Origin of the sequence: Mycobacterium sp. NPDC050551 (assembly GCF_040674075.1) — a bacterium.
Classification (GTDB): Bacteria; Actinomycetota; Actinomycetes; order Mycobacteriales; family Mycobacteriaceae; genus Mycobacterium.
On the sequence record NZ_JBFARC010000001.1, the window covers coordinates 87,366 to 110,697 of the forward strand.

Consider the following 23,332-nt stretch of genomic DNA (forward strand, 5'->3'; position numbering starts at 1 on the left):
GCGTGGTTCGATGGCAGGCACCATGAGTTTCGCGAGCCCATACCCCGACGTCCACATCCCCACCACGAGCCTGTACGACTACCTTTTCGGCGACCTGTCCGAGGCCGACGCGCAGCGGGTCGCGCTGGTCGACGCCGCACCCGGCACCGAGATCACCTACGGCGAAATGCTCACCCGCATCGACGCGTTCGCCGGTGCGCTGGCGGATCGCGGCATCGGCGTCGGTGACGTGGTCGGACTGCTCTCCCCGAACAGCTCGGCCTTCGCGATCGCGTTCCACGGCATCCTGCGGGCGGGCGCGACGGCCACCACCATCAACGCGCTGTTCACCGCCAAGGACGTCGCCAAGCAGCTGACCGACTCGGGCGCACGGCTGCTGGTCACCGTCGGCCCGCTGCTGGCCCAGGCGGCCGAGGCCGCCGAGGCGGTCGGCCTGCCCGCCGACCGGCTGGTGGTGCTCGACGGCCCCGGACTCGCCGCCGACGGCCACCCCAATGCCGACGACCTGCTCGGCCCCGGTCACCCCGCTCCGGATGTCGACTTTGACCCCGCCACCCACCTCGCGGTACTGCCCTACAGCTCCGGCACCACCGGGAACCCCAAGGGCGTCATGCTCACCCACCGCAACCTGGCCGCCAACGTCGCCCAGATCCGCCCGGTGCAGGGTATGACCGCCGATGACCGCATCCTGGCCGTGCTTCCGTTCTTCCACATTTACGGCATGACGGTATTGCTCGACGCCGCGCTGCACGCCAGGGCGCGGCTGGTGATCATGCCGAAGTTCGACCTGAGCGACTTCCTGCGGAACATCGCCGAGCACCGGTGCACCTTCGCGTTCATCGCGCCGCCGGTGGCCGTCGCGCTCGCCAAGCATCCGATGATCGACGACTACGACCTGTCGAGCCTGCGCGGGATCATGTCCGGCGCCGCACCGCTGGACGCCGACCTCGGCCGGGCGGTCGCCGAGCGACTGGACTGCGCGGTGGTGCAGGGCTACGGCATGAGCGAGCTCAGCCCCGTCAGTCACGTCACCCCGTTCGACGGCGGCACCGAACTGGTGGGCGCGGTCGCGCCGCTGAGCTCGAGCGGCTGGACGGTGCCGAACGCCGAGAGCCGGATCGTCGACGGCGAGACCGGGGACGAGATCGGCATTCCGGCAGAGGGTTTGAGCGCCACCGGAGAGCTGTGGTTCCGTGGGCCCAACGTGATGGCGGGTTATCTGAACAACGAGCAGGCCACCGCCGAGACCATCGACGACGACGGCTTCCTGCACACCGGCGATCTGGCGCAGGTGGACTCGAACGGCTGCGTGTACATCGTCGACCGGCTCAAGGAGCTGATCAAGTACAAGGGCTACCAGGTGCCGCCCGCCGAACTCGAGGCGGTGTTGCTCAGCCATCCGTCGATCGCGGATGCGGCGGTGATCGGCGTGAACGACGCTGAGGGCGAAGAGGTTCCGAAGGCGTTCGTCGTCGCGCAGTCGGACGCCGAGCTGACCGAGGACGACGTGATGGAGTTCGTCGCCGGTGAGGTGGCGCCGTACAAGAAGGTGCGGATGGTCGAGTTCATCGACGCGATACCGAAGTCCGCGTCGGGCAAGATCCTGCGGAAGGACCTGCGCCGCTAGTCGTCCTCGACGTGGGCGCGCAACCGCTCGATCGCGCGGTCCCACCGCGTCGACAGCGCGGTCAGATAGTCGCTGGCCTCGGCGAGCGGTTCCGGGCGCATCCGCCAGATCCTCTCGCGGCCCTGCCGGTGGCTGCTCACCAGACCCACCGCTTCGAGCTGCAGCAGATGCTTGGTTGCGGCCTGCCGGGTCACCGGGATCACTTCGGTGACTTCGGATGTCGAGCACGGTCCGCCGTCGCAGAGCCGGATGACGATGCGCAGCCGGTTCGCGTCGCCGAGGGCGTCGAACAGCGGTGCGGTGGCCTCGACGGTGGTACTCACACCTTTTCGTCCAGTGCCAGGTACTTGCCGATCAGCTCGGCCTGCAGCGACCAGCCCTCGCTGTTGGCCTCGAAGGCCGATGCCCGGCGCGCGGCCGGAACGGCGTCGAAGCCGGATTCGACGATGCGCAGCAGCACGCCGCCGTCGGCCTCGGTGAGGGTGAACTCCACCAGGGTCGTCGGTTCGGCGGAGTGATCGGCGCCCGGCTCGACGGCATACGGATGCCAGCGGAATGCCAACCGGCGCTTCGGTTCCACCGCGACGATGTGCCAGCTGTCGGCCTGCCCCGCGTAGGGCTCCTGCTTGCAGGCCACCCGGTCGTCCACCGCGGTCGGCGTGATGACGCCGGTGACGGTCGCGCCCTCGACGAATGGTCCGTCGAAACGCACGCCGAACCAGCGGCCGAATTCGTCGGCGTCGCTGATCGCCCGCCACACCCGCTCCAGCGGGGCCCGCAGCAGTACTTCCTTCTCGATGCGATCGGTATTCATATGCAACCTCCTGGTTGCTCCTCACGCTAGCGGAGGCCGGCGAGAAAGGCAACCGTTAGGTTGCGTCTTTGCGCTCAGACCGCCGCGGCGTCGACCGCCAGGACGTCGGCGGCCCTCTGTGCCAGCCCGACGGCAGTGCGCGCCCACTCCGGCGTGGACCCCGCCAGACCGCAAGCGGGGGTGATGCCGATCCGCTCGGTGATCACCGACCGGGCGAACCCGAGCCGGTCGGTCAGCATCACCACCGCCTTCGCGACGTCCTCGGCCGACGTCGGTGCAGTCGGGGACGCCGAGGGCACCACACCCAGCAGCACGGCGCGGCCGCTGTCGACGAATTCTCCGACACCGTCGAGGTCGCCGACCGTGAGTGTCGCGCTGTCGACCGAGATGGCCTGAAGAGTGCTGCGCAGGAACAGCTTCCACGGTAGATCGGGGGCACAACTGTGCAGCGCGACGTCACCGCCGACCGTGGCGACGCACTCGTCGAGCAGCGCGGTGGCCACCGGCTCGTCGACCGGGTGCACCGGGCTGAAACTGGTGACGCCGGTGAGCCGACCCGCCAGCGCGGCGGGCAGCAGGGGTTCGTCGAACTGCACCACCACCGGCGTACCGAGGCGCCGGTGCAGTTCCGCGCGGTGGCCCGCCACCCCTTCGGCGAGTGAGGAGGTGAGGTCGCGTACCGCGCCCGGGTCGGTGATCGCGCGATGTCCACCGGGCAGTTCGAGTTCCGCCGACAGGGTGATCGGTCCTGGCGCCTGCACCTTCACCGTGCGCCCGGAGCCGGCCAGTCCGGCTTTCTCCCAGGCCTCCTCGAGCGCGTCGATGTCCTCGGCGAGCAGACTCGCCGCGCGTCGCCGCGCGGTGCTGCGGCCGGGGGCGATGCGGTACCCGCGCGGCACGATGTCGATGCCGATGTCGACGAGCAGTCCCCCCGCCCGGCCGATCATGTCCGCGCCGACCCCGCGCGACGGCAGTTCAACGAGATGCGGCAGGGTGTGCAGCTCCCCCACCACGACCTCGGCGGCCTGACGCGGGTCGGCGCCGGGCCAGGATCCGATACCGGTCGCCCCGGCGAAAACGCTCACCCGTTTGACGATATGCGACCGGGTTAATCTCGTGGCGACGGAAGGGACCGCCATGTGCGCTCGGGCCCGGTGGCTGCTGTGCGTCGCGGTGCTGCTCGTGGCGGGGTGCGCCCACACCGTCGGCGGGACCGCGGTGCGGCCGGTGCCCGGTATCGACGAAGATTCACGCTCACCCGTCGACGTGGACACGGTGCTCCTCGAACAGTCGCAGATGCGCGCCATCACCGGCGCCGGCGAGGACCTGACCGTCATCCCGTCGATGGACGGCAAGTTCCCGGTCGACATCGAAGCGCTGATGCCGACGGTGCCGCCGCAGTGCGGATGGGTCTACGCCGAGACGCAGACCTTCGGTCCGGACGTCGAGGAGTTCCACAAGACGACGTTCCAGAACCCGCCCGACGGCGGGCTCATTTCGCAGGGCGCCGCCGGCTACCGCGATCCGGTGACGGCCCGCCGCGCCTTCGACGGCCTTGTCGGGCACATCGACCGCTGCGACGGCACCGCTGCCGGGTCGTCGATCGTCGGAGACTGGACGGCCTCCGATGATGCGGCACAGACCCGGCCCGGCGGGTGCGGCCGCGACTACCGCCTCAAGTACGTGGTGCTGGTCGAGGTGACGTTCTGCAGTTTCCCGGACTCGGTGCCCGACATCGTGATGACCAACATCCTGGCCAGGATCCGGGAGTAGTCCCGCGGGGCGTGCCGTCAGCGGCGTGCCATGAACGACTCGACGAGTAGATCGAGACGTTCCGCGTCATGGCCGGGGCGTAATCGGCCGGCGCGGGTGAGGGTGACCAGGCCGTGCAGCCCGGCCCAGAACACCTCGGTGAGCGCGTCGGCGTCCTGCCCGGCGGCGACCATGGCGAGCACCTGTCGAAGCTCGGTGAAGGCCGCCGTCAGCTGCGGCGGTGTGTCCTGGGCGGCGAAGCGCAAGGTGGTCGCACGGATGAACATCACGTCGTAGAGGGCCGGATTGTCGCGGGCGAAGTCGAGGTAGGCGCGCGAGACCCGGGTGAGGACATCCCGGCCCGTGCCGGGGCCGGAGCGGGCGGCCCGGAGCACCTCCACGAACTCGCCGAAGCCCTCGATCGCCACGGCCCCGGCGATCTGTTCCATGCCGGTGAAGTGCTTGTACAACACCGGTTGGCTGTACTCGATCTCGGCGGACAGGCGACGCGTGGTGACCGCGTCCCAGCCTCCGGATTCGGCCAGTCGGCGGGCCGCGTCGACGATCAGCCCTCGACGGGCGGCCCGCTCGCGCTCTCGGCGCTCGTCGATCGGCATACCGCACGATATCACCGCTAGTAATGCTAGCGCTGCTATTGACGCAAAGCCGGCTGGGGGTTAGCGTTGCTAACACCCCATCGACCGAGGAGTCAACCATGGCCCTGGACCTCATCACCCGCGTCGCCGCCTTGATCGCGGTGCTCGGCGCCGCGGTGGTCTACGGCACCGACGTGTTCTGTGCGGTCGTGCTGCGGCCCGCTCTGGCCGCGGTCGACGACGGCGTGCTGGTCGCGGTAACCGGGCACGTACACCGCTACGGCGACCGGCGAATGCCGGTGCCCGGGGCGCTCGGCATCATCGCGACCGCGACCACCGCGGTGCTGGCCGCGGTGGCCGCGCACTGGGCGCAGGCCATCGCGGCGGCAATCGCGCTGGTCCTGCTGTCGATCTGGCTGGTGCTCTACCTCCGGGTGAGCGCACCCATCAACCGGCAATTGACCGCTGCCGCCGACGCGGGGCGATCGCTACCGGACGGGCGCGCGCTGCAGGCACGGTGGGACCGGATCATCGGTGCTCGTGCCGCCCTGCAGGGCGTGGCCGTGGCCGCCCTGTGCATCGCGTTGATCGCCTGACCTGCCCAAGACGACCAGAAGAGAGCGGGATTCGATGTTCCAACTCAGGATCTACACACTGCGGTCACCCGAAGCTCTGCAGCGGTACGCGACGGTGCACTGGGCCCGCCACGTCACGACCTTCGCCACGTTCGGGGTCGATACTCACGGTGTCTGGACCGAGCACGCAGGCGGAGCACATCGACTCGTCGCGCTGATCACTTATCCACCCGGCGCCGACCCCGAACGCCTCACGCGACACATCATGGCCAGTCCCGACTTCGCCGCCGACATGGCCGGCTTCGACGCCGACGGCATCGTCGACGTCGAATCGGTACTCCTCGATCCGATGCCGTTCTCCCCCAATTCCTTCCAGTTCCAGGAGTCTCAGTCATGACCCTCACCACCGTCGGCTACGTGCTCGCCGGGCTCATCGCCGCGGCCATCATCGTCATCGGCGCGCGATTCCTCGTCGCGCCGCGCGCCGCCGCCGCCGGATACGGTGTGCAGCCCGATCTCGATCGGCCTTCCGTCGGCGCCTACCTGAGCGTCAAGGGCATCCGTGACATCGCCTCTGGACTGTTCGTCGTCATCCTGATGGTTGCCGGCGCCACGCATCTGCTCGGCTGGATAATCTTGGCCGCCACCATCATTCCGATCGCCGACGCGGCCATCGTGCTGGCCAACGGCGGGCCGAAGTCGATCGCCTGGGGCGTACACGGCCTCACCGCCGCCGTCATGGTGACGACCTCGGCGCTACTGCTGATCTCCTAGGGGTACGGCTAGCCGCGGATCGTCGCGCTGCCCAGCACCTCGTCGCCCTCGGGGTCGGGACGGTAGAGCACCATGGTCTGGCCCGGCGCCACACCGCGCAGCGGCGCCCGCAGGTCCATCGTGAGCAGGCCGTCCGCCAGCGCCGCGACACCGTCGGCGACGCCACCGTGCGCGCGCACCTGCACCGCGCACTCCACCGGGCCGTCGGGCGCCGACCCGCTGGTGAAGACCGGCCGCTCGCCCGTCAGCCGCCACACGTCCAGATCCTCCCGATCGCCGACCCGAACCGTTCCGCTCGCGGCGTCGATGTCCGTCACATAACGCGGCCGCCCGTCCGGGCCGGGCCCGGCGATGCCCAGGCCCTTGCGCTGCCCGACCGTGAAGCCGTGCACCCCGTCGTGTTCGGCGAGCACGGCGCCGCCCGAGTCCACCACGGCCCCGCGCCGCACGCCGATGCGGGCGCCCAGGAACGCCCGGGTGTCGCCGGACGGGATGAAGCAGATGTCGTGGCTGTCCGGCTTGTCCGCGACGGCCAGCCCGCGGCGGGCCGCCTCCTCGCGGATCTGCGCCTTCGGGGTGTCGCCGATCGGGAACAGCGCGTGGCGCAGTTGGCCCGCGGTGAGCACACCCAGCACGTAGGACTGATCCTTGTCGTGGTCGACGGCGCGACGCAGCCTGCCTGCGGACAGCCGGGCGTAGTGCCCGGTCGCGACGGCGTCGAAGCCGAGCGCAAGGGCGCGGGCCGCCAGGGCGGAGAACTTGATCTTCTCGTTGCACCGCACGCACGGGTTCGGCGTCTCACCGCGGGCGTAGGACGCGACGAAGTCGTCGATCACGTCCTCCTTGAAGCGGTCCGCGAAATCCCACACGTAGAACGGGATGTCGAGGATGTCGGCCACCCGCCGGGCGTCACCGGCGTCCTCCTTCGAGCAGCACCCGCGTGATCCGGTGCGCAGCGTGCCGGGCGCGGCGGACAGCGCCAGGTGCACACCCACGACGTCGTGGCCCGCGTCGACCATCCGGGCGGCGGCGACCGAGGAGTCGACACCGCCGCTCATCGCGACCAGGACCCGCATCTACTCCAGCACCCCGGAACTGGCCAGCGCCGCCTGGCGCGCGCGCTCCACCGCCGCGGGCAGGACCGCCAGCGCGGCATCGACGTCGGCGTCGGTACTGGTGTGCCCCAACGACAGCCGCAGCGAACCGCGGGCGCTCACCGGGTCGGCACCCATCGCGATCAGGACGTGCGACGGTTGCGCAACACCTGCGGTGCACGCCGATCCGGTCGAGCACTCGATTCCCTTGGCGTCCAACAGCATCAGCAGAGAGTCGCCTTCGCACCCACGGAAGGTGAAGTGGGTGTTCCCGGGCAGCCTGCCGCCGTCACGGGCACCGTTGAGGTAGACGTCGTCGATGCCCGAGAGCACGCCGTCGATCAGCCGGTCGCGCAGCTGCTGCACCCGCGCACTGGTGACGGCCATACCTTCGATCGCCACCCGGGCCGCGGCGGCCATCGCCACCGCACCCGCGACATCCGGTGTGCCGGAACGGACGTCGCGCTCCTGGCCGCCGCCGTGCAGCAGCGGCACACAGGCGGTGTCGCGGCGCAGCAGCAGCGCACCGACGCCGGTCGGTCCGCCGAACTTGTGGGCCGCGACGCTCATCGCGGACAGGCCGCTGGCGGCGAAATCGACCGGGATCTGGCCGACGGCCTGGATCGCGTCGCTGTGCATCGGGACGTCGAACTCGGCGGCCACCGCGGCCAGCTCGGGCACGGGCAGCACGGTCCCGACCTCGTTGTTGGCCCACATCACCGTCACCAGCGCGACATCGTCGGGGTGCTCGAGCGCGGCCCGCAGCGCGGCGGGCGTCACCGAACCGTCGGGTTCGACGGGCAGCCAGGTCACCTCTGCGCCCTCGTGCTCGGCGAGCCACTCCACCGCGTCGAGCACGGCGTGGTGCTCCACCGGCGTGGTGATGATTCGGCGGCGCCGCGGATCGGCGTCGCGGCGGGCCCAGTAGATGCCCTTGACCCCGAGGTTGTCGCTCTCGGTGCCGCCCGCGGTGAAGACCACCTCCGACGGGCGGGCGCCCAGCAGGTGGGCCAGCGCCTCGCGGGCCTCCTCCATTCGCCTGCGGGCCAGCCGGCCGGTGCCGTGCAGCGATGACGCGTTACCGACCGTCGCCAGCACAGCGGTCATCGCCTCGATGGCGGCGGGGTGCATCGGGGTGGTGGCGGCGTGGTCGAGATAGACCGGCTCGGACATAACCGTTCAAGGATACCGGCCACCTCTGGGCCGCTCGCCTCGCCTGGTCAGGCCGCCAGGGCGTGCACGGACGCCGGTGTGGCGGACACCGCAGGCCGGTCCTGCCCGCGGACCAGCGCCTCGCAGCGTGCGGCGAGGTCGCGGCGGTCGTCGCCGGGCAGTTGCAGCGACGCGACCTCGATGTGGCAGATCGTCAGGCGTGCGCCGGTCACCCGGCGCAGCGACTCCAGCAGGGTGTCGTCGCCGACGAAGGCGGGCACCGTCGACGGCCTGCCGTCGCGGTGGTGGTAGTTCAGCCGCAGCGGTTGCACCGGCCTGCCCGCGTCCACCGCGGCCTGGAACATCGCGGGGCGGAATCGGCCGTAGCCCAGCCCGCACCAGGTGGTGCCCTCGGGGAACGCCACCACGGTGTGGCCGGCCCGCAACCGGTCGGCGACGGCGGCCACCACGGCAGGCAGGCGGCGCAGGCTGGCCCGGTCGATCGGAATGACCTTCACCATGCGAGCGAGCCGCCCGATGGCGGGCCACTCGACCAGGTCCGCCCGCGCGACGAACGACCCTGGCAGCACGGCCCCGATCGCGAAGATGTCCAGCCACGACACGTGCCCGCTCACCACGAGCACGCCGCGCAGGTTGCGGATCGGCCCGCCCGACACGGTGATCCGCACGCCCAGACAGCGCAGCATCAGCCTGCAGTAGGCCCGCTGGACGTGTGTGCGGCCGGGCAGCGGCACCGCGAGCAGCGGCAGCGCAGGCGCCAACAGCAGGGCCATGGTCAGCCGGAGCGCGGTGCGCAGTCGCACCAGGACGGGCCGGCTCGGCTGCCCGACGCCGGCGCTGACACAACCGGAATTGCAGGAGGCCCGGGGCAGCCAGGGGTGGTCGGCCACGGGGGACGGCTGCGGGCCGGGTGCCGACGCGGCGCCCAGGCCGGTCATCGGGTCACCCCTTCGGCCATCGTCGACGCGGCCGAGACCGACCGGAGGCGTTTGAGGTACCGGGTGTCGGCCTGACGCTTGTCGAGCAGCGCCGGGAAGTCGCCGACGCCGAAGTCCGGATCGTGGGCGGGATCGCCGCAGATCCGCGCACCCAGGCGCAGGTAGCCGCGCATCAGACCGGGAACGGCCAGGCGGTCCGGGGGTTCGATGTCGTCGAGTCCGCGCCCGTCGAGCACCACCGGGCGGTACGGGTGCACGGTGAACTGCTCCGGGGCGGCGTGCCTGCGCCGGACGAAGTCGCGCACCCCGCGGACCTGGCTGCCCGGCGCGCCACCGTCTGTGTGCGTCGGGACGGACACGCAGCCGGTGACGTAGTCGTATCCGCAGCGGTCCAGGTAGGCCAGGATGCCCGCCCACATCAGCAGTACCACGCCGCCGTTGCGGTGGTCCTCGCGCACCACCGCGCGCCCCATCTCCACCAGCGACGGCCGCAGCGCATCGAGCGCGCCGACGTCGAATTCCGTTGCGGTGTAGAGACCGCCGGCGGCGATGGCGCCCGGGGGTGGCAGCATCCGGTAGCAGCCGACGAGCTGACCAGACTCCTCCTCGCGGACCAGCAGGTGATCGCAGTACTCGTCGAAGCGGTCGGCGTCGCGGCCGTCGGTGGCGCCGGCCAGCGCGAAGCCCGGCTCGGAGGTGAACACGTCGTGACGCAGCCGCTGGGCGGCCTCGATCAGGTCGGAGTCGGTGGACAGCAGGAGTGAATACCGCGGGACGTTCAGCGAGGTGGTCTGTTGATCGGCGGCGATGAGTACAGCTGCAGTGCTCATGGTCAGCACGCTCGCCTAGCCGGGTCTCGGGACGGCGTCGTGTGCATGACGTGTCCGTGAGCGCTGGATGACGAACTGTGGTCGGCGGCGCTCTCAGGAGTCGAGGATCACCACGTTCTCGCTCACCGGGTTCCGGGGCATGACGAGGTGGTTGACCGGAGAAGCGGGATCCGGGTAGCCGATCGACAGGCCGCACAGCACCGTCAGGTCGTCGTCGATCTCCAGGTGCTCCCGCACCACCTCCGGATACAGCGCGATCGACACCTGCACACAGGTGCCGACGCCGCGCTCGGTGAGCGCCAGCAGCAGCGTCTGCAGGAACATCCCCACCCCGAGTGCGTCCACCGCACCGAAGTCGCGGTGCATGCACACCACCCCGGCCACCGGCGCGCCGAAGAACTCCCAGTTGCGCCGCTGGGCGTTCCACCGGCCCTCCCGGTCGTCCCGCTCGATGCCCATCGCGCCGTACACCAGGGCGCCGCTCTGCATCCGCCGGTACGCGAACTTCGGCGGCAGGCCGGCCGAGGCCAGCGCGGGCGGCGTCGTGTCGACGGCGGCGAGCAGGGCCGCGACCAGCCGCGCCCGGCGATCGCCCGTGGCGAGGAACAGCTGCCACGGCTGGGTGTTGGAGTTCGACGGCGCCCGCATCGCCAGCTCCAGTGCCTCGTCGAGCAGCGCGCGCGGAACAGGCCTGTCGGGCAAGAACATCCGGTTGGAGCGACGCGCCCGCACCACCTCGTCGAGGCCGGTCATCCCGTCTCCCTTCAGGCCGCCGCGCCGCCGCCGTCGGCGTGCAGCGTCGATCCGGTGACGAAGCTCGCTCTCGGCGAGGCGAGGAACAGCACCGCCTCGGCGATCTCCGCCGGCCGGGCGGTCCGGCCCAGCGGCAGCGTCCGGCCGAGTTCGTCGTTGGTGTCGCCCCATTCGGCGTAGACGCCTTCGGTGGCGGTCGGTCCCGGTGCGACGCTGTTCACCCGGATGCCCGTCGGCCCGAATTCGGCGGCCCAGGTGCGGTCAGCGATTCCTGCGCGGCCTTCGAGGCGCTGTAGGTGGACGCACCCGGCACACCCTTGAACGCCACCATCGAGGTGACGTTGACGATGCTGCCTCCGCCGCGGGCGATCATGCCCGGCACTATCGCGGCCACCAGGAAGTACGCGCCGCGCACATTGGTGTCGAACGTCGTCTCGAACGACGCCACGTCCTGGTCGACCGTCAGCGCGCCGGGGAAACTGGCCGCGTTGTTGACCAGGATGTCGACGTCGCCGCATCGGCGTGCCAGCGATTCGACCGACGCCAGGTCGGCGAGGTCGGCCTCGATGAACCGCACGCCGAGTGCGGCGGCCGCCTGCTCGCCGCGGACGGCGTTGCGGCCGGTGACGGTCACCGCCGCACCTTCTCGGGCGAGGAGCCTGGCAATCTCCAGGCCGATGCCTGCGGTGCCGCCGGTGACCAATGCGGACTGACCGGTGAGTTCCATGTCAGCGACCCGCCGACCAGTCGCCGAACCGGGTGCCGGCCAGGATGCCGTCATCGCCGGTGACCAGGCTGTCGGCGTGCACCGGTGTGCCGAAGTAGGTGGCCTGCGGATCGACCACCACACGCTGTCCGCCGCCCTGCCGCTGCACCACCGCGCGGGCCAGGTCGGCGAACGACATCTTCTCCGGGCCGCCGATGTTCACGATGCCGCCCCGCGGAGGATCCTGTGCGACGCGGGCGACCTGCTCGGCGACGTCGGAGACGGCGATCGGCTGGATCAACGCGTCAGGGGCGCGCACCTCGCCGTCGACGATCAGTGATCCGGTGATCACCTCGGCGAATTCGTGGAACTGGGTGGCCCGCACGATCGTGTACGGCAGGCCGGATCCGACGATCGTGCGCTCCTGCACCACCTTCGCCCGCATGTAACCGCTCTCGGGCAGCCCGTCGGCGCCCACGATGGACAGCGCCACGTAGTGCCCGACGCCCGCGTCGGCGGCCGCCGCGGTCAGGTTCGCCGTCGACCTGGTGAAGAAGTCCAGCACCGGCTCGTCGTCGAACGAGGGCGAATTCGTGACGTCGATCAGGATGTCGGCGCCGGCCAGGGCGTCGGCGAGGCCCGCACCGGTGAGCACGTCGGCGCCCGTCGAGCGGGACGCCGCGACCACCTGGTGGCCCGCGTTCTGGAGCAGTTCGACCACCTTCGCGCCCACCTGCCCGGTGGCGCCCATGACCGTGATCCGCGCGCTGTTCGTCATCTTCTGAACCCTCCTCGGTTGACCTGCCCTCAGCATCGTCGCCCCGTGGCATCGGTCGCCCCCTGGAGAATCCGTGGTTCTTTCCCGACTGCGGAAAAGACGGAACCCCGGCGCCGCAGGGCGCCGGGGTTCCGGTTGAGCGTGTGCGTCGACCAGAGGTCAGCCCTTGCGGGCCTTCACCTTCTCGGTCAGCTGCGGGGTGACCTTGAACAGGTCGCCGACGATGCCGAGGTCGGCGATCTCGAAGATCGGCGCCTCCTCGTCCTTGTTCACCGCGATGATCGTCTTCGACGTCTGCATGCCGGCGCGGTGCTGGATCGCTCCGGAGATGCCGAGCGCGATGTACAGCTGCGGCGACACGGTCTTGCCGGTCTGGCCGACCTGGAACTGGCCCGGGTAGTAGCCGGAGTCGACCGCGGCACGCGAGGCACCGACGGCGCCGCCGAGCGCGTCGGCCAGCTCCTCCACCACGTTGAAGTTCTCGGCGCTGCCGACCCCGCGGCCGCCGGACACCACGACGGTGGCCTCGGCGAGCTCGGGACGGTCACCGGCCACCGCGGGCTCCCGCGCGGTGATCCTGGTGGCGTTCTCGGCCTGCTCCGGCACCTCGACGTTGACGACCTCGCCTGCGCCGTCGGACGGCTCGGCGTCGAGCGAGCCGGCGCGCAGCGTGATCACCGGCAGCTCGCCGGTGGACTCCGCCTCGACGGTGAACGCGCCACCGAAGATCGAGTGGATGGCCACGCCACCCTCCTTGACCTCGACGACGTCGGTCAGCACACCGGATCCGATGCGGGCGGCGAGCCGGCCCGCGATCTCCTTGCCGTCGGCGTTCGACGACAGCAGCACGGCGGCCGGCGACGCCGACTCCACCAGCGATGCCAGCACATCGACCTGCGGGGTGATCAGGTAGTTCTCCGCGTCGTCGGACTCGGCGACGTAGATCTTCGCGGCGCCGGCGGCCTTGAGCCCGTCGACGAGCGGCTCGGCGGTGCCGGGCTTGCCCACCACGACGGCGGAGGGCTCACCGAGCACACGAGCGGCGGTGATCAGTTCGGAGGTGACCTTCTTCAGGGCACCTTCGGCGTGTTCGACGAACACGAGTACTTCAGCCATGGGTTTGTCTTTCGCCTCTTCTAGGGATGTCTGGGTCGGGTCGCGGCTAGATGATCTTCTGGGCCACGAGGTACTCGGCGACCTTCGCGCCGCCCTCGCCCTCGTCGGTGACCTTCTCGCCGGCCGTCTTCGGCGGCTTGGGGGTCGACGACAGCACCTTGGAACCGGCATTGGCGACGCCGACCTCGTCGGCCTCGACACCGATCTCGGCCAGTGTGAGCTTGACCACTTCCTTCTTCTTCGCGGCCATGATCCCCTTGAAGGACGGGAAGCGCGGCTCGTTGATCTTCTCGTTCACGCTCACCACGGCGGGCAGCGACGCCTCGAGCGTGAACACGCCGTCGTCGGTCTCCCGCTCGCCGGTGACCTTGCCGTCCTCGACGCTCAGCTTCCGCACGTGCGTGAGCTGGGGCAGGCCCAGGTACTCGGCGATGATCGCCGGGACAGCGCCGCCGGTGCCGTCGGTGGCCTCGTTGCCCGCGATGACCAGCTCGGCGCCCTCGATGGTGCCCAGCGCGCGGGCCAGCGCCCAGCCCGTCTGGACCATGTCGGAGCCGTGCAGCTGCTCGTCGACGAGGTGGACCGCCTTGTCGGCGCCCATCGACAGCGCCTTGCGGATGGCCTCGGTGGCGCGCTCCGGACCGGCGGTCAGCACGGTGACCGTGCTGTCGTCACCCTGGCGCTCCTTGATCAGCAGCGCTTCTTCGACCGCACGCTCGTTGATCTCGTCGAGCACGGCGTCGGCGGCCTCCCGGTCGAGCGTGTAATCGCCGTCGGACAGCTTTCGCTCGGACCACGTGTCAGGGACCTGTTTGATCAGGACCACGATGTTCGTCATGACTCTGGTTCGTCCTCCTCGGTGAGGCCGATGGGCCGGCCTTATTACCACGTTTCAAGCAACTGCCACCATGTTACCCGTCGGTAACTTGTGGTGGCCGTACTGACACCATAGCTGGTCGAAGTTTGCGCGCTGACCTCCCCTAAGCAGGGGCGGCGTGGAGGAACTGTTCGCGAATCGGCCATCGGCGCTTCGCCTGGGTTAGCCTGCCTTCCGATGAGCGCATTCCTGACGGGGGCGGTCGGGGACGGCCCTGGCCGGACACCCCCTGCCCTGCCGCTGACCGGCGAGCGGACCATCCCCGGACTGGCCGAGGAGAACTACTGGTTCCGCAGGCACGAGGTCGTCTACCGCCGGCTGGCCGAGCGCTGCGCCGATCGCGACGTGCTCGAGGCCGGCTGCGGGGAGGGCTACGGCGCCGATCTGATCGCCGACGTGGCGCGCCGGGTCATCGGCCTGGACTACGACGAGGCCACCGTCGCGCACGTGCGCGCCCGCTACCCCCGCATCGAGATGCACCACGGCAACCTCGCCGCACTCCCGCTGCCCGACGCGTCCGTCGACGTGGTGGTGAACTTCCAGGTGATCGAACACCTGTGGGACCAGCCGCAGTTCGTCGCCGAATGCCTGCGGGTGCTCCGCCCGTCCGGCGTGCTGCTGATGTCGACGCCCAACCGGATCACGTTCACCCCCGGGCGCGACACCCCGGTCAACCCGTTCCACACCCGTGAGCTGAACGCCGACGAGCTGACCGAACTGCTGACCGGCGCCGGCTTCGCCCTCGAGGCGATGCTCGGCGTCTTCCACGGCCCCGGCCTCGTCGAACTCGACGCGCGGCACGGGGGCTCCATCATCGACGCGCAGATCGCCCGCGCGGTGGCCGACGCGCCGTGGCCGGCCGACCTGCTGGCCGACGTCGCCGCGGTCACCGTCGACGACTTCGACCTGACGCCCGCCGCCGAGCGCCCGATCGACGACAGTCTCGACCTGGTGGCGATCGCGGTGCGGCCGTGACGGATTCGGCGCCGGTACCCGGGCTCTTCACCCTCGTCCTGCACACCCACCTGCCGTGGCTGGCCCATCACGGTCGCTGGCCGGTCGGCGAGGAATGGCTCTACCAGTCGTGGTCGGCGGCCTATCTCCCGTTGATGCGCGTCCTGCGCACGCTGGCCGCCGAGGGACGCGGGCACCTGCTCACCCTCGGGATGACGCCGGTGGTGACCGCGCAACTCGACGACCCGTACTGCCTGACCGGTATGCACCACTGGCTGGCCAACTGGGAGCTGCGGGCACTCGAGGCCGCGACCCTGCGCACGTCGAACGCCACCGGCGCCGCCTCGGCACCGGAGGCGTTGCGCGCATTCGGTGCGCACGAACACCGGGCGGCGAACCAGGCACTCGAGGACTTCACCACGCTGTGGCGCCACGGCGGCAGCCCGCTGCTGCGTGAACTGATCGACGCCGACGCCATCGAACTGCTGGGCGGGCCGCTGTCGCACCCGTTCCAGCCGCTGCTCAACCCGCGGCTGCGGGAGTTCGCGCTGCGCGAGGGCCTGGCCGACGCCGGGCAGCGCTTCGCCCACGTCCCCACGGGCATCTGGGCGCCGGAGTGCGCCTACGCGCCCGGCATGGAGACCGAGTACGCCGCCGCGGGCGTCGGGCACTTCATGGTCGACGGACCGTCGCTGCACGGGGACACGGCGCTGGGCCGCCCCGTCGGTGCCGCCGACGTCGTCGCGTTCGGCCGTGACCTGCAGGTCAGCTACCGGGTGTGGTCACCGAAGTCCGGCTACCCGGGCCATGGCGCCTACCGCGACTTCCACACCCACGACCACGTCACCGGCCTCAAACCGGCCCGCGTCACCGGGCGCAACGTCGCGTCCGAGGACAAGGCGCCGTACGACCCGCATCGCGCCGATGCCGCCGTCGACGGACATGTCGCCGACTTCGTCGACACCGTGCGGCGGCGGCTCATCTCCGAGAGCGAGCGGATCGGCAGGCCCGCGCACGTCGTGGCCGCCTTCGACACCGAGCTGTTCGGGCACTGGTGGTACGAGGGCCCGGAGTGGCTGGCCCGGGTGCTGCGCGCGCTTCCGGAAGCCGGCGTGCGCGTCGGCACCCTGTCCGACGCCGTCGCCGGCGGCTTCGTCGGCGATCCGGTCGAATTGCCGCCCAGCTCATGGGGTTCGGGCAAAGACTGGCAGGTGTGGGCGGGCGAGCAGGTCGCCGACCTGGTGCAGCTCAACAGCGAGGTGACCGAGACCGCGCTCAGCACCGTCGACAAGGCGCTCGCTCAGACCTCAGCCGTCGGATCGCCGACCGCGCGCGACCACGTCGCCGACCAGATCCTGCGCGAGACCCTGCTCACGGTGTCCAGCGACTGGCCGTTCATGGTGAGCAAGGACTCGGCCGCCGACTATGCGCGCTACCGCGCCCACCTGCACGCCCACGCCACCCGGGAGATCGCCGGGGCGCTGGCCGCCGGCCGCCGCGACACCGCACAACGGCTCGCCGAGGGCTGGAACCGCGCCGACGGCCTGTTCGGCGCCCTCGATGCCCGGCGGCTGCCGCGATGAGCCGGGCCCGGTCACGCCCGTGAAGGTGTTGATGGTGTCGTGGGAGTACCCGCCGGTGGTCATCGGCGGACTCGGCCGCCACGTCCACCACCTCGCGACCGCGCTGGCCGAGGCCGGTCACGAGGTCGTCGTGCTGAGCAGGCGGCCCACCGGCACCGATCCCAGCACCCACCCGTCGACCGACGAGTACAGCGAGGGTGTGCGCGTCGTGGCCGCCGCGCAGGATCCGCACGACTTCGACTTCGGCACCGACATGATGGCCTGGGTCCTCGCGATGGGGCATTCGATGGTCCGCTCGGGCTTGACGCTGCGCAGCACCGCCGACGGCGCGCCGTGGCGGCCCGACATCGTGCACGCGCACGACTGGCTGGTGGCGCATCCGGCCATCGCCCTCGCCGAGTTCTTCGACGTGCCGCTCGTCTCCACCATCCACGCCACCGAGGCGGGCAGGCACTCGGGCTGGGTGTCGGGTGCGATCAGCCGCCAGGTGCACGCGCTCGAATCGTGGTTGGTGCACGAATCCGATTCGCTCATCACGTGTTCGGCGTCGATGAGTGACGAGATCACCGAGTTGTTCGGGCCCGGTCTCGCCGAGGTGAGGGTGATCCGCAACGGCATCGACGCCGGCCTCTGGCCGTACGCGCCCCGGCGTGTCCGCCACGGTGCCCCGCACCTGCTGTTCGTCGGCAGATTGGAGTACGAGAAGGGCATCCACGACGCCATCGCGGCGCTGCCACGCATCCGGCGCGCGCATCCCGGCACCACCCTGACGGTCGCCGGCGACGGCACCCAGGAGCAGTGGCTCGTCGACCAGACGCGAAAGCACAAGGTGCGCAAGGCCACCCGATTCGTCGGACGGCTCGGGCACGACGACCTGGTGGCGATGCTGCACACCGCCGACGCGGCGGTGCTGCCGAGTCACTACGAGCCGTTCGGCATCGTCGCACTCGAGGCCGCGGCCACCGGCACCCCACTGGTGACCACGAATGTGGGCGGACTGGGCGAGGCCGTCATCGACGGTGAGACCGGGAGGTCATGCGCTCCGCGTGACGTCGCCGGGCTCGCGGCCGCCGTCATCGCGGTACTCGACGATCCGGAAGCGGCGCAGCGCCATGCCGTCGCCGCCCGCGACCGACTCACGTCCGATTTCGACTGGCACACCGTCGCCGCCGACACCGCACAGGTCTATCTGGCGGCCAAACGCGGTGAGCGCGAACCGCATCCGCGTCGGCCCACGGTCGAGCACGCCCTGCCCGGCCGCTGAGGTCGCAAGTACTCTCGGGTCAGCGGGCGGCTTTCTTGCGTTCGATGTCGGCCAGCGCCGCGGCGAGTTCAGCGCGCTGGGCGGCCGAGGTCTCCCAGGCCAGCTTGCGGTTCTTGACCACCTTCGCCGGCGCACCGACGGCGATCGAGAAGTCCGGGACGTCGCCCCTGACCACCGCGTGCGAACCCAGCACACAGCCGCGCCCGACGGTGGTGTTGCGCAGCACGGTGACCTTGACGCCGACCCAGGTGTCCGGCCCGATGCGCACCGGGCCCTTGACGATGCCCTGGTCCTTGATCGGCAGGTCGATGTTGTCCATCCGGTGATCGAAGTCGCAGATGTAGCACCAGTCGGCCATCAGCACCGAATCGCCCAGCTCGATGTCGAGGTAGGTGTTGATCACGTTGTCGCGGCCCAGCACCACCTTGTCACCGATGCGCAGCGACCCCTCGTGGCAGCGGATCGTGTTCTTGTCCCCGATGTGCACCCAGCGGCCGATCTCCATCGTGGACAGCTCCGGCGTCGCCTCGATCTCCACGCCCTTGCCCAGGAACACCATGCCGCGGGTGATGATGTGCGGGTTGCGCAGCTTGAACTTCAACAGCCGCCAGTAGCGGACCAGGTACCACGGCGTGTACGCCTTATTGGCCAGCACCCACTTCAGCGAGGCCACGGTGAGGAAGTTCGCCTGACGCGGATCGCTCAGCCGCGAGCCGCGCCAGCGCTTGTGCAACGGCGCACCCCACATCGTCGTCATGGCCGCAAAGCCTACGCGAGCACCAGGTCTGGATTCAGGGGCCGCCACATCGCCGGGTCCGGCTTGCCGGGTGGCCGGACCGCCGCCGCACCGGGTTACCCTCACCTGGGCCGCGCATCACGCCCGGACGAGAGGACTGACGGAGCACTGTGTACCGGCGACTGACCGTGCTGGTGGTGACGGCGCTGCTCGCGGGCGTGCTCGCCGGTTGCGGAGACACCGACGGCTGGGTCGAGTCCAAGGCCGCCACCGGGTGGTCCGCGCAGTACGGCGACGCCGCGAACAGCAGCTACACCGCCGACGCCGGGCCGGGAGCGCTGGCACTGGAGTGGACCCGGTCGGTCAAGGGCGACCTCGGTGCCGCCGTCGTCCTCGGCTCGGGCAGCTACCTGGCCGCCAACGCGCAGACACCGGCGGGCTGCTCGCTGATGGTGTGGGAGTTCGACAACCTCGCCCGGCAGCGCTGGTGCACGCGCCTGGTACAGGGCGGAGGCGGCGCCAGTCCGCTGCTGGACGGGTTCGACAACCTCTACGTCGGCCAGCCCGGCGCCATCCTGTCCTTCCCGCCGACGCAGTGGATCCGCTGGCGCCAGCCCGTCATCGGCATGCCGACCACCCCGCGCCTGCTCACCGACGGACAGCTGCTGGTGGTGACGCACCTCGGCCAGGTGCTGACGTTCGACGGGCACCGCGGGTCCGTGGAGGGCGCGCCGCTTGACCTGGTCGCAGGGGTCGATCCCACCGATTCGGTGCGCGGCCTCGCCGACTGCCGCACCGCGCGGCGCGGCTGCCCGGTGGCGGCGGCTCCGGCATTCTCCGCGGAAACCGGCATCGTGGTGCTGACGCTGTGGGAGCCCGGCGCCGACGCGCCCGTGGTCGTCGGACTGCGCTACCGCGCCGGGCAGCGCCCGCTGCTGACCCGCGAGTGGACCAGCGACGCGGTGGGCCGCGGGCCGCTGGCCAGCCCCGTACTGTCGGCCGACGGCGCCACCGTCTACGTCAACGGCCGAGATTCGCGGCTGTGGGCGCTCGACACCGCCGACGGCACCGCCAAGTGGTCGGTGCCGCTGGGGTACCTCGCGCAGACCCCGCCGTCGGTGTCCCCCGACGGGTTGATCCTCACCGGCGGCGGCCCTGGCGCCCGGCTGCTGGCGGTCCGCGACCAGGGTGACCGCGGCGAGGTGGCCTGGACCCGCGACGACGTGGCGCCACTGACCACCGCCAGCCGGGCCGGTGCGCTCGCCTACACGGTGGTTCCCGACGGCGAACGCGGGCAGACGCTGCTGGTCCTCGACACCGGCGACGGCCGCACGGTGAACAGCTACCCGGTGCCGGAGGCCACCGGGTGGCCGGTCGGCGTGTCGATCGCCCACGACGGCCGCATCGTCACCGCCACCAGCGACGGTCAGGTCTACGGGTTCGCGCCGGCCTGATCAGCCAGCCGCTAGACCGCCAGCATCTGAGCTATGGCGGCCCGCGGGACGGACACCTGGTTCGCCCCGGCGGCGCTGGCCATCAACTCCCCCTGCCCGAAGAAGAACACCACCGCGTCGTCGGAGATCGCGAAGTTCTGGTAGTTGTCGGCGTTCATTCCGTTCTCAGGGGCGATCGCCACGTCGGGGCCGAGCTGGCGCTGCACCTCGCGCTGGACGATCGGGTAGATCGTGTCCAGCGGCAGCGTTCCGGGCTTGAACAAGTTGTCGAACGTGACCGGGCGCTGTCCGTCGAGGTTGTAGTTGAACGCCTTGAACCAGGTGCTCGGGTGGGCGCCGCCGACGTTCTGGTACACCTCGAACACCAGACTCTGCGTCCCCTTCGGCGCCATACCCGAGTGGTAGGTGGTGCCCTTGGCGTCGAGCACGTAGGGCAGGTCGCGGTTGCCGGGCGTCTGCGACACATTGACGAACCCGTCCCGGGTCTGGGTCAGGTAGGCCGCGACCGCCTGCTCGTCCGGATAGCCGGCCGGGAAGCTGTAGTCCAGCGAGTACGTCGAGGTGGCGGCATGCACGCGACACGTCTGCTCGCCGTCGAGGGCACCGCCCAGATCGGCGCACGCCGACTGCGCACCCCCGACGGCCATGCCCGGCCAGCCGACCAGGACACCGGCCGCCAGTACGGCGGCCATCTTGGCAATACCCATCGTCAGTAGTCCTCGCAGGTGATGTCGGACACCGGTTCGAACCACCGGCGCGTCCCTGTCAGCGTACGTGTCCCCTCAGCGGTCCGGCCGGCAGATGAACGCCGTTGCCCGGCTTGCGGTCCCGGAACCCAGTCGGGTCAGTACCACCGCGAGCTGCCCGGAACCGCGCAGCCGCAGCCGCCGTCGCAGCGCATCGGGGTCCACATCGAGGCCGCGGACCAGGATTTCGAGCGCACCGACGTCGTACGACGTCAGCGCATCGCGAAGCCGCCGCTCGCTGAACGCGATCTCGTCGAGCACCTCGAAACCGCGCACCCCCTCGGGCACCGCGTCACCCGACAGGTAGGCGATGTCGGGGTCGAGTTGCCACAGGCCGTGGCGCGCGGCCCAGTGCCGCACCAGCCCGGCGCGCACCACTGCGCCATCGGGGTCGACGATCCACCGGCCCGCGGGTCCGACCGGACAGTCGTCGGATTCGGTGTCGGTGATCTCCTCGGCGCGGTCCAGCACGGTGGCGCGGCGGGTGACACCGCCGGCGGTCAGCCCGGCCGACCACAGACATGCCTCCCGCACGCTGCCGGCCAACGACGTCACCTCGACCTCGCCGGCGAATCCCAGCTCGGACAGCCGGCCGAAATCGACTCCCGGAGCGCACTTCACGACGACATCACGCTCGCGGTACACGTCGAACAGTGCATCGAGCGCCGGCGTGTAGTCGCGAGGGTCGAACCGCCGGCGCCCGGCACTGCGGCGGGCGGGATCGAGCAGCACGACGGTGTCGCGGCTGACCGGCCGGAGCGCGTCGGCACGGCACACCAGGATGTCGGCGCCGCCCTGCCCGAGGTTGTGCCGGGCCATCGACACGCGGACCGGGTCGATGTCGCTGCCCATCACCGTCGAGGCCGAATCGCGAAGGGCGACAAGCTCACTGCCGATGGAGCAGGTGGCGTCGTGCACACGGGCGCCGCGAAGGCGCCTGGCCCGGTGCGCGGCCACCGGGGCGGCCGTCGCCTGCTGCAGCGCCTCGTCGGTGAACAGCCAGCCCGACGGGTCGCCGACCTTGGCCGCGGCGCGTCTGCGCAGCCGCACGGTCTCCACCAGCACAGCCGCCCGCGCACCGAATCGAGCTCGCACAGCAGCGATGTCGCGCACGAGTGTGCTGTCGACCAGTTCGCGGGCCGCGACCTCGTGCAGCGCGGTCGCGCCGACTTCGCCCCGCAGGTACTCGACGTCGTCGAGGGTGAACGCTACGACGGCTTGACCCCGGTGACCATCACGTTGTAGAACCAGCCCTTCGGCACGACGCGGCGCCACACGTTGGCGTCCACCCAGCTCAGCGTGGTCCAGCCGTTGAACGCGAACTTCGCCCAGCCCCACCCGAGCTTGCCCGGCGGCACCGTCGACTCGAACGTGCGCACCGGCCAGCCCAGCATCGCCGCGGTGAACTCCTCGCTGGCCGTCTCGACCTGGACCGCGCCGGCGTTGGTGGCCATCTTCTCGAGATCGGCCGGGTCGAAGGTGTGCAGGTCGACGATCCACTCCAGCGCGGCGGCCCGGGAGTTCTCGTCGAGTTCCTCCTGCGGCCGGCGCCAGCTGCTCAGACCGGGCAGCTTCATCGCCGCGACGGTGGTCTTCCAGGTCAGATCGGCCAGCGTGCGGGCGTAGGTGTTGCCGACGCTGGTCGGCTCGCCGGCGAAGACGAACCGGCCGCCGGGCTTGAGCACCCGCACGACCTCGCGCAGCGACAGCTCCACGTCGGGGATGTGGTGCAGCACCGCGTGCCCGACCACCAGGTCGAAGGTGTCGTCCTCGTACGGGATGCCCTCGGCGTCGGCCACCCGGCCGTCGACGTCCAGTCCGAGTGACTGGCCGTTGCGGGTGGCGACCTTCACCATGCCGGGCGAGAGGTCCGTCACCGACCCGCGCCGTGCCACACCCGACTGGATGAGGTTGAGCAGGAAGAACCCGGTACCGCAGCCGAGCTCCAGCGCGCGGTCGTAGGGCAGTTCGCGCTGTTCCTCGGCGGGCACGATGGCGTCGAACCGGCCACGGGCGTAGTCGATGCAGCGCTGGTCGTAGGAGATCGACCACTTGTCGTCGTAGCTCTCGGCCTCCCAGTCGTGGTACAGCACCTGGGCGAGTTTGGAGTCGTGGCGGGCGGCCTCGACCTGCTCTGCCGTGGCGTGCGGGTTCGGGACCGGAGCCGAATCGGTACTCGTCATGCAGGGCAG

General features: G+C 70.8%; 25 protein-coding genes and 1 pseudogene. 9 read left to right on the top strand and 17 right to left on the bottom strand.

Annotated elements, in window-relative coordinates:
* The first annotated feature begins 22 nt into the window (after nt 1-22).
* Nucleotides 23-1,627: a 4-coumarate--CoA ligase family protein gene (locus AB0K11_RS00460; RefSeq protein WP_364973595.1), complete on the top strand. Its 1,605-nt coding sequence runs from the start codon at nt 23-25 to the stop codon at nt 1,625-1,627.
* Here AB0K11_RS00460 and AB0K11_RS00465 read toward each other — a convergent pair.
* The 3 genes from AB0K11_RS00465 to AB0K11_RS00475 all read right to left on the bottom strand — a co-directional run bounded on the left by AB0K11_RS00465 (nt 1,624) and on the right by AB0K11_RS00475 (nt 3,526).
* On the bottom strand, nt 1,624-1,950 hold the full coding sequence (locus AB0K11_RS00465; RefSeq protein WP_364971402.1) for a metalloregulator ArsR/SmtB family transcription factor: 327 nt from the start codon (nt 1,948-1,950) through the stop codon (nt 1,624-1,626). The genes AB0K11_RS00460 and AB0K11_RS00465 overlap by 4 nt on opposite strands.
* Complete coding sequence (locus AB0K11_RS00470; RefSeq protein WP_364971403.1) at nt 1,947-2,441, bottom strand: SRPBCC family protein; 495 nt, start codon at nt 2,439-2,441, stop codon at nt 1,947-1,949. The genes AB0K11_RS00465 and AB0K11_RS00470 overlap by 4 nt, the downstream gene beginning before the upstream one ends.
* 74 nt (nt 2,442-2,515) lie before the next feature.
* Nucleotides 2,516-3,526, bottom strand: a complete 1,011-nt coding sequence (locus AB0K11_RS00475) for a methionine synthase (RefSeq protein WP_364971404.1) — start codon at nt 3,524-3,526, stop codon at nt 2,516-2,518.
* A 52-nt stretch (nt 3,527-3,578) separates the two neighbouring features.
* Here AB0K11_RS00475 and AB0K11_RS00480 point away from each other — a divergent pair, with 52 nt between their 5' ends.
* Complete coding sequence (locus AB0K11_RS00480; protein ID WP_364971405.1) at nt 3,579-4,214, top strand: sensor domain-containing protein; 636 nt, start codon at nt 3,579-3,581, stop codon at nt 4,212-4,214.
* Between the two features lie 17 nt (nt 4,215-4,231).
* Here the strand turns inward: AB0K11_RS00480 and AB0K11_RS00485 are convergent, their stop codons facing one another.
* Nucleotides 4,232-4,810: a TetR/AcrR family transcriptional regulator gene (locus tag AB0K11_RS00485; protein ID WP_364971406.1), complete on the bottom strand. Its 579-nt coding sequence runs from the start codon at nt 4,808-4,810 to the stop codon at nt 4,232-4,234.
* A 98-nt stretch (nt 4,811-4,908) separates the two neighbouring features.
* Here AB0K11_RS00485 and AB0K11_RS00490 point away from each other — a divergent pair, with 98 nt between their 5' ends.
* From AB0K11_RS00490 to AB0K11_RS00500, 3 genes are read left to right on the top strand one after another with little or no spacing between them, the layout of a single operon-like run.
* Entirely contained in the window at nt 4,909-5,385 is a 477-nt protein-coding gene (locus AB0K11_RS00490) for a DUF1772 domain-containing protein (RefSeq protein ID WP_364971407.1), read from the top strand.
* A 34-nt stretch (nt 5,386-5,419) separates the two neighbouring features.
* Complete coding sequence (locus AB0K11_RS00495) at nt 5,420-5,761, top strand: NIPSNAP family protein (protein ID WP_364971408.1); 342 nt, start codon at nt 5,420-5,422, stop codon at nt 5,759-5,761.
* Nucleotides 5,758-6,138, top strand: a complete 381-nt coding sequence (locus tag AB0K11_RS00500; RefSeq protein WP_364971409.1) for a DUF4267 domain-containing protein — start codon at nt 5,758-5,760, stop codon at nt 6,136-6,138. The genes AB0K11_RS00495 and AB0K11_RS00500 overlap by 4 nt, the downstream gene beginning before the upstream one ends.
* Before the next feature lie 8 nt (nt 6,139-6,146).
* Here the strand turns inward: AB0K11_RS00500 and mnmA are convergent, their stop codons facing one another.
* From mnmA to AB0K11_RS00545, 9 genes and pseudogenes are all read right to left on the bottom strand, one after another.
* The gene (gene mnmA / locus AB0K11_RS00505; RefSeq protein ID WP_364971410.1) at nt 6,147-7,214 is read right to left on the bottom strand and encodes a tRNA 2-thiouridine(34) synthase MnmA; all 1,068 of its coding nucleotides are present in this window, start codon (nt 7,212-7,214) and stop codon (nt 6,147-6,149) included.
* Nucleotides 7,215-8,405: a cysteine desulfurase family protein gene (locus tag AB0K11_RS00510; RefSeq protein ID WP_364971411.1), complete on the bottom strand. Its 1,191-nt coding sequence runs from the start codon at nt 8,403-8,405 to the stop codon at nt 7,215-7,217.
* Nucleotides 8,406-8,452: 47 nt separating this feature from the next.
* Nucleotides 8,453-9,343, bottom strand: a complete 891-nt coding sequence (locus AB0K11_RS00515) for a lysophospholipid acyltransferase family protein (protein ID WP_364971412.1) — start codon at nt 9,341-9,343, stop codon at nt 8,453-8,455.
* Nucleotides 9,340-10,173 carry a GNAT family N-acyltransferase gene (locus tag AB0K11_RS00520; RefSeq protein WP_364971413.1) on the bottom strand — a complete coding sequence of 278 codons (834 nt, stop codon included), beginning with the start codon at nt 10,171-10,173 and terminating at the stop codon, nt 9,340-9,342. The genes AB0K11_RS00515 and AB0K11_RS00520 overlap by 4 nt, the downstream gene beginning before the upstream one ends.
* A 93-nt stretch (nt 10,174-10,266) precedes the next feature.
* The gene (locus AB0K11_RS00525) at nt 10,267-10,926 is read right to left on the bottom strand and encodes a nitroreductase (protein WP_364971414.1); all 660 of its coding nucleotides are present in this window, start codon (nt 10,924-10,926) and stop codon (nt 10,267-10,269) included.
* A gap of 11 nt (nt 10,927-10,937) precedes the next feature.
* Nucleotides 10,938-11,653 (bottom strand): annotated as a pseudogene (locus tag AB0K11_RS00530) (SDR family oxidoreductase).
* 1 nt (nt 11,654) lies between these two features.
* A complete protein-coding gene (locus AB0K11_RS00535) occupies nt 11,655-12,410 on the bottom strand; it encodes an SDR family oxidoreductase (protein ID WP_364971415.1) in 756 nt (251 codons plus the stop codon).
* Between the two features lie 159 nt (nt 12,411-12,569).
* Nucleotides 12,570-13,526: an electron transfer flavoprotein subunit alpha/FixB family protein gene (locus AB0K11_RS00540; RefSeq protein ID WP_264011975.1), complete on the bottom strand. Its 957-nt coding sequence runs from the start codon at nt 13,524-13,526 to the stop codon at nt 12,570-12,572.
* 46 nt (nt 13,527-13,572) lie between these two features.
* On the bottom strand, nt 13,573-14,364 hold the full coding sequence (locus tag AB0K11_RS00545) for an electron transfer flavoprotein subunit beta/FixA family protein (RefSeq protein ID WP_264011976.1): 792 nt from the start codon (nt 14,362-14,364) through the stop codon (nt 13,573-13,575).
* Nucleotides 14,365-14,580: 216 nt separating this feature from the next.
* On the opposite strand from AB0K11_RS00545, the gene AB0K11_RS00550 reads away from it, so the two are divergent.
* Genes AB0K11_RS00550 through AB0K11_RS00560 form a run of 3 tightly spaced genes read left to right on the top strand, consistent with a single transcriptional unit; the run spans nt 14,581 to nt 18,204 of the window.
* Nucleotides 14,581-15,378 carry a class I SAM-dependent methyltransferase gene (locus tag AB0K11_RS00550; protein ID WP_364971416.1) on the top strand — a complete coding sequence of 266 codons (798 nt, stop codon included), beginning with the start codon at nt 14,581-14,583 and terminating at the stop codon, nt 15,376-15,378.
* A complete protein-coding gene (locus AB0K11_RS00555) occupies nt 15,375-16,940 on the top strand; it encodes a glycoside hydrolase family 57 protein (protein ID WP_364971417.1) in 1,566 nt (521 codons plus the stop codon). Before AB0K11_RS00550 ends, AB0K11_RS00555 begins: the two co-directional genes overlap by 4 nt.
* 19 nt (nt 16,941-16,959) lie before the next feature.
* Nucleotides 16,960-18,204: a glycosyltransferase family 4 protein gene (locus AB0K11_RS00560; protein WP_364971418.1), complete on the top strand. Its 1,245-nt coding sequence runs from the start codon at nt 16,960-16,962 to the stop codon at nt 18,202-18,204.
* Between the two features lie 19 nt (nt 18,205-18,223).
* Here the strand turns inward: AB0K11_RS00560 and AB0K11_RS00565 are convergent, their stop codons facing one another.
* Nucleotides 18,224-18,961 carry an acyltransferase gene (locus AB0K11_RS00565; RefSeq protein WP_364971419.1) on the bottom strand — a complete coding sequence of 246 codons (738 nt, stop codon included), beginning with the start codon at nt 18,959-18,961 and terminating at the stop codon, nt 18,224-18,226.
* A gap of 149 nt (nt 18,962-19,110) precedes the next feature.
* Between AB0K11_RS00565 and AB0K11_RS00570 the strand changes: the two genes are divergently transcribed.
* Nucleotides 19,111-20,394, top strand: a complete 1,284-nt coding sequence (locus AB0K11_RS00570; RefSeq protein WP_364971420.1) for a PQQ-binding-like beta-propeller repeat protein — start codon at nt 19,111-19,113, stop codon at nt 20,392-20,394.
* A gap of 11 nt (nt 20,395-20,405) precedes the next feature.
* Here the strand turns inward: AB0K11_RS00570 and AB0K11_RS00575 are convergent, their stop codons facing one another.
* The 3 genes from AB0K11_RS00575 to AB0K11_RS00585 all read right to left on the bottom strand — a co-directional run bounded on the left by AB0K11_RS00575 (nt 20,406) and on the right by AB0K11_RS00585 (nt 23,323).
* Complete coding sequence (locus AB0K11_RS00575; protein WP_364971421.1) at nt 20,406-21,101, bottom strand: esterase; 696 nt, start codon at nt 21,099-21,101, stop codon at nt 20,406-20,408.
* A gap of 75 nt (nt 21,102-21,176) precedes the next feature.
* Nucleotides 21,177-22,415: a class I SAM-dependent methyltransferase gene (locus AB0K11_RS00580; protein ID WP_364971422.1), complete on the bottom strand. Its 1,239-nt coding sequence runs from the start codon at nt 22,413-22,415 to the stop codon at nt 21,177-21,179.
* Nucleotides 22,349-23,323: a methyltransferase domain-containing protein gene (locus AB0K11_RS00585; RefSeq protein WP_364971423.1), complete on the bottom strand. Its 975-nt coding sequence runs from the start codon at nt 23,321-23,323 to the stop codon at nt 22,349-22,351. The genes AB0K11_RS00580 and AB0K11_RS00585 overlap by 67 nt, the downstream gene beginning before the upstream one ends.
* Nucleotides 23,324-23,332: the final 9 nt, after the last annotated feature.

Coding starts and splice junctions, on each gene's coding strand:
- AB0K11_RS00460 (WP_364973595.1), top strand. CDS start 23: ATGAGTTTCGCGAGCCCATACCCCGACGTCCACATCCCCACCACGAGC.
- AB0K11_RS00470 (WP_364971403.1), bottom strand. CDS start 2,441: ATGAATACCGATCGCATCGAGAAGGAAGTACTGCTGCGGGCCCCGCTG.
- AB0K11_RS00480 (WP_364971405.1), top strand. CDS start 3,579: ATGTGCGCTCGGGCCCGGTGGCTGCTGTGCGTCGCGGTGCTGCTCGTG.
- AB0K11_RS00485 (WP_364971406.1), bottom strand. CDS start 4,810: ATGCCGATCGACGAGCGCCGAGAGCGCGAGCGGGCCGCCCGTCGAGGG.
- AB0K11_RS00490 (WP_364971407.1), top strand. CDS start 4,909: ATGGCCCTGGACCTCATCACCCGCGTCGCCGCCTTGATCGCGGTGCTC.
- AB0K11_RS00495 (WP_364971408.1), top strand. CDS start 5,420: ATGTTCCAACTCAGGATCTACACACTGCGGTCACCCGAAGCTCTGCAG.
- AB0K11_RS00500 (WP_364971409.1), top strand. CDS start 5,758: ATGACCCTCACCACCGTCGGCTACGTGCTCGCCGGGCTCATCGCCGCG.
- mnmA (WP_364971410.1), bottom strand. CDS start 7,214: ATGCGGGTCCTGGTCGCGATGAGCGGCGGTGTCGACTCCTCGGTCGCC.
- AB0K11_RS00510 (WP_364971411.1), bottom strand. CDS start 8,405: ATGTCCGAGCCGGTCTATCTCGACCACGCCGCCACCACCCCGATGCAC.
- AB0K11_RS00515 (WP_364971412.1), bottom strand. CDS start 9,343: ATGACCGGCCTGGGCGCCGCGTCGGCACCCGGCCCGCAGCCGTCCCCC.
- AB0K11_RS00520 (WP_364971413.1), bottom strand. CDS start 10,173: ATGAGCACTGCAGCTGTACTCATCGCCGCCGATCAACAGACCACCTCG.
- AB0K11_RS00525 (WP_364971414.1), bottom strand. CDS start 10,926: ATGACCGGCCTCGACGAGGTGGTGCGGGCGCGTCGCTCCAACCGGATG.
- AB0K11_RS00535 (WP_364971415.1), bottom strand. CDS start 12,410: ATGACGAACAGCGCGCGGATCACGGTCATGGGCGCCACCGGGCAGGTG.
- AB0K11_RS00540 (WP_264011975.1), bottom strand. CDS start 13,526: ATGGCTGAAGTACTCGTGTTCGTCGAACACGCCGAAGGTGCCCTGAAG.
- AB0K11_RS00545 (WP_264011976.1), bottom strand. CDS start 14,364: ATGACGAACATCGTGGTCCTGATCAAACAGGTCCCTGACACGTGGTCC.
- AB0K11_RS00550 (WP_364971416.1), top strand. CDS start 14,581: ATGAGCGCATTCCTGACGGGGGCGGTCGGGGACGGCCCTGGCCGGACA.
- AB0K11_RS00565 (WP_364971419.1), bottom strand. CDS start 18,961: ATGACGACGATGTGGGGTGCGCCGTTGCACAAGCGCTGGCGCGGCTCG.
- AB0K11_RS00575 (WP_364971421.1), bottom strand. CDS start 21,101: ATGGGTATTGCCAAGATGGCCGCCGTACTGGCGGCCGGTGTCCTGGTC.
- AB0K11_RS00585 (WP_364971423.1), bottom strand. CDS start 23,323: ATGACGAGTACCGATTCGGCTCCGGTCCCGAACCCGCACGCCACGGCA.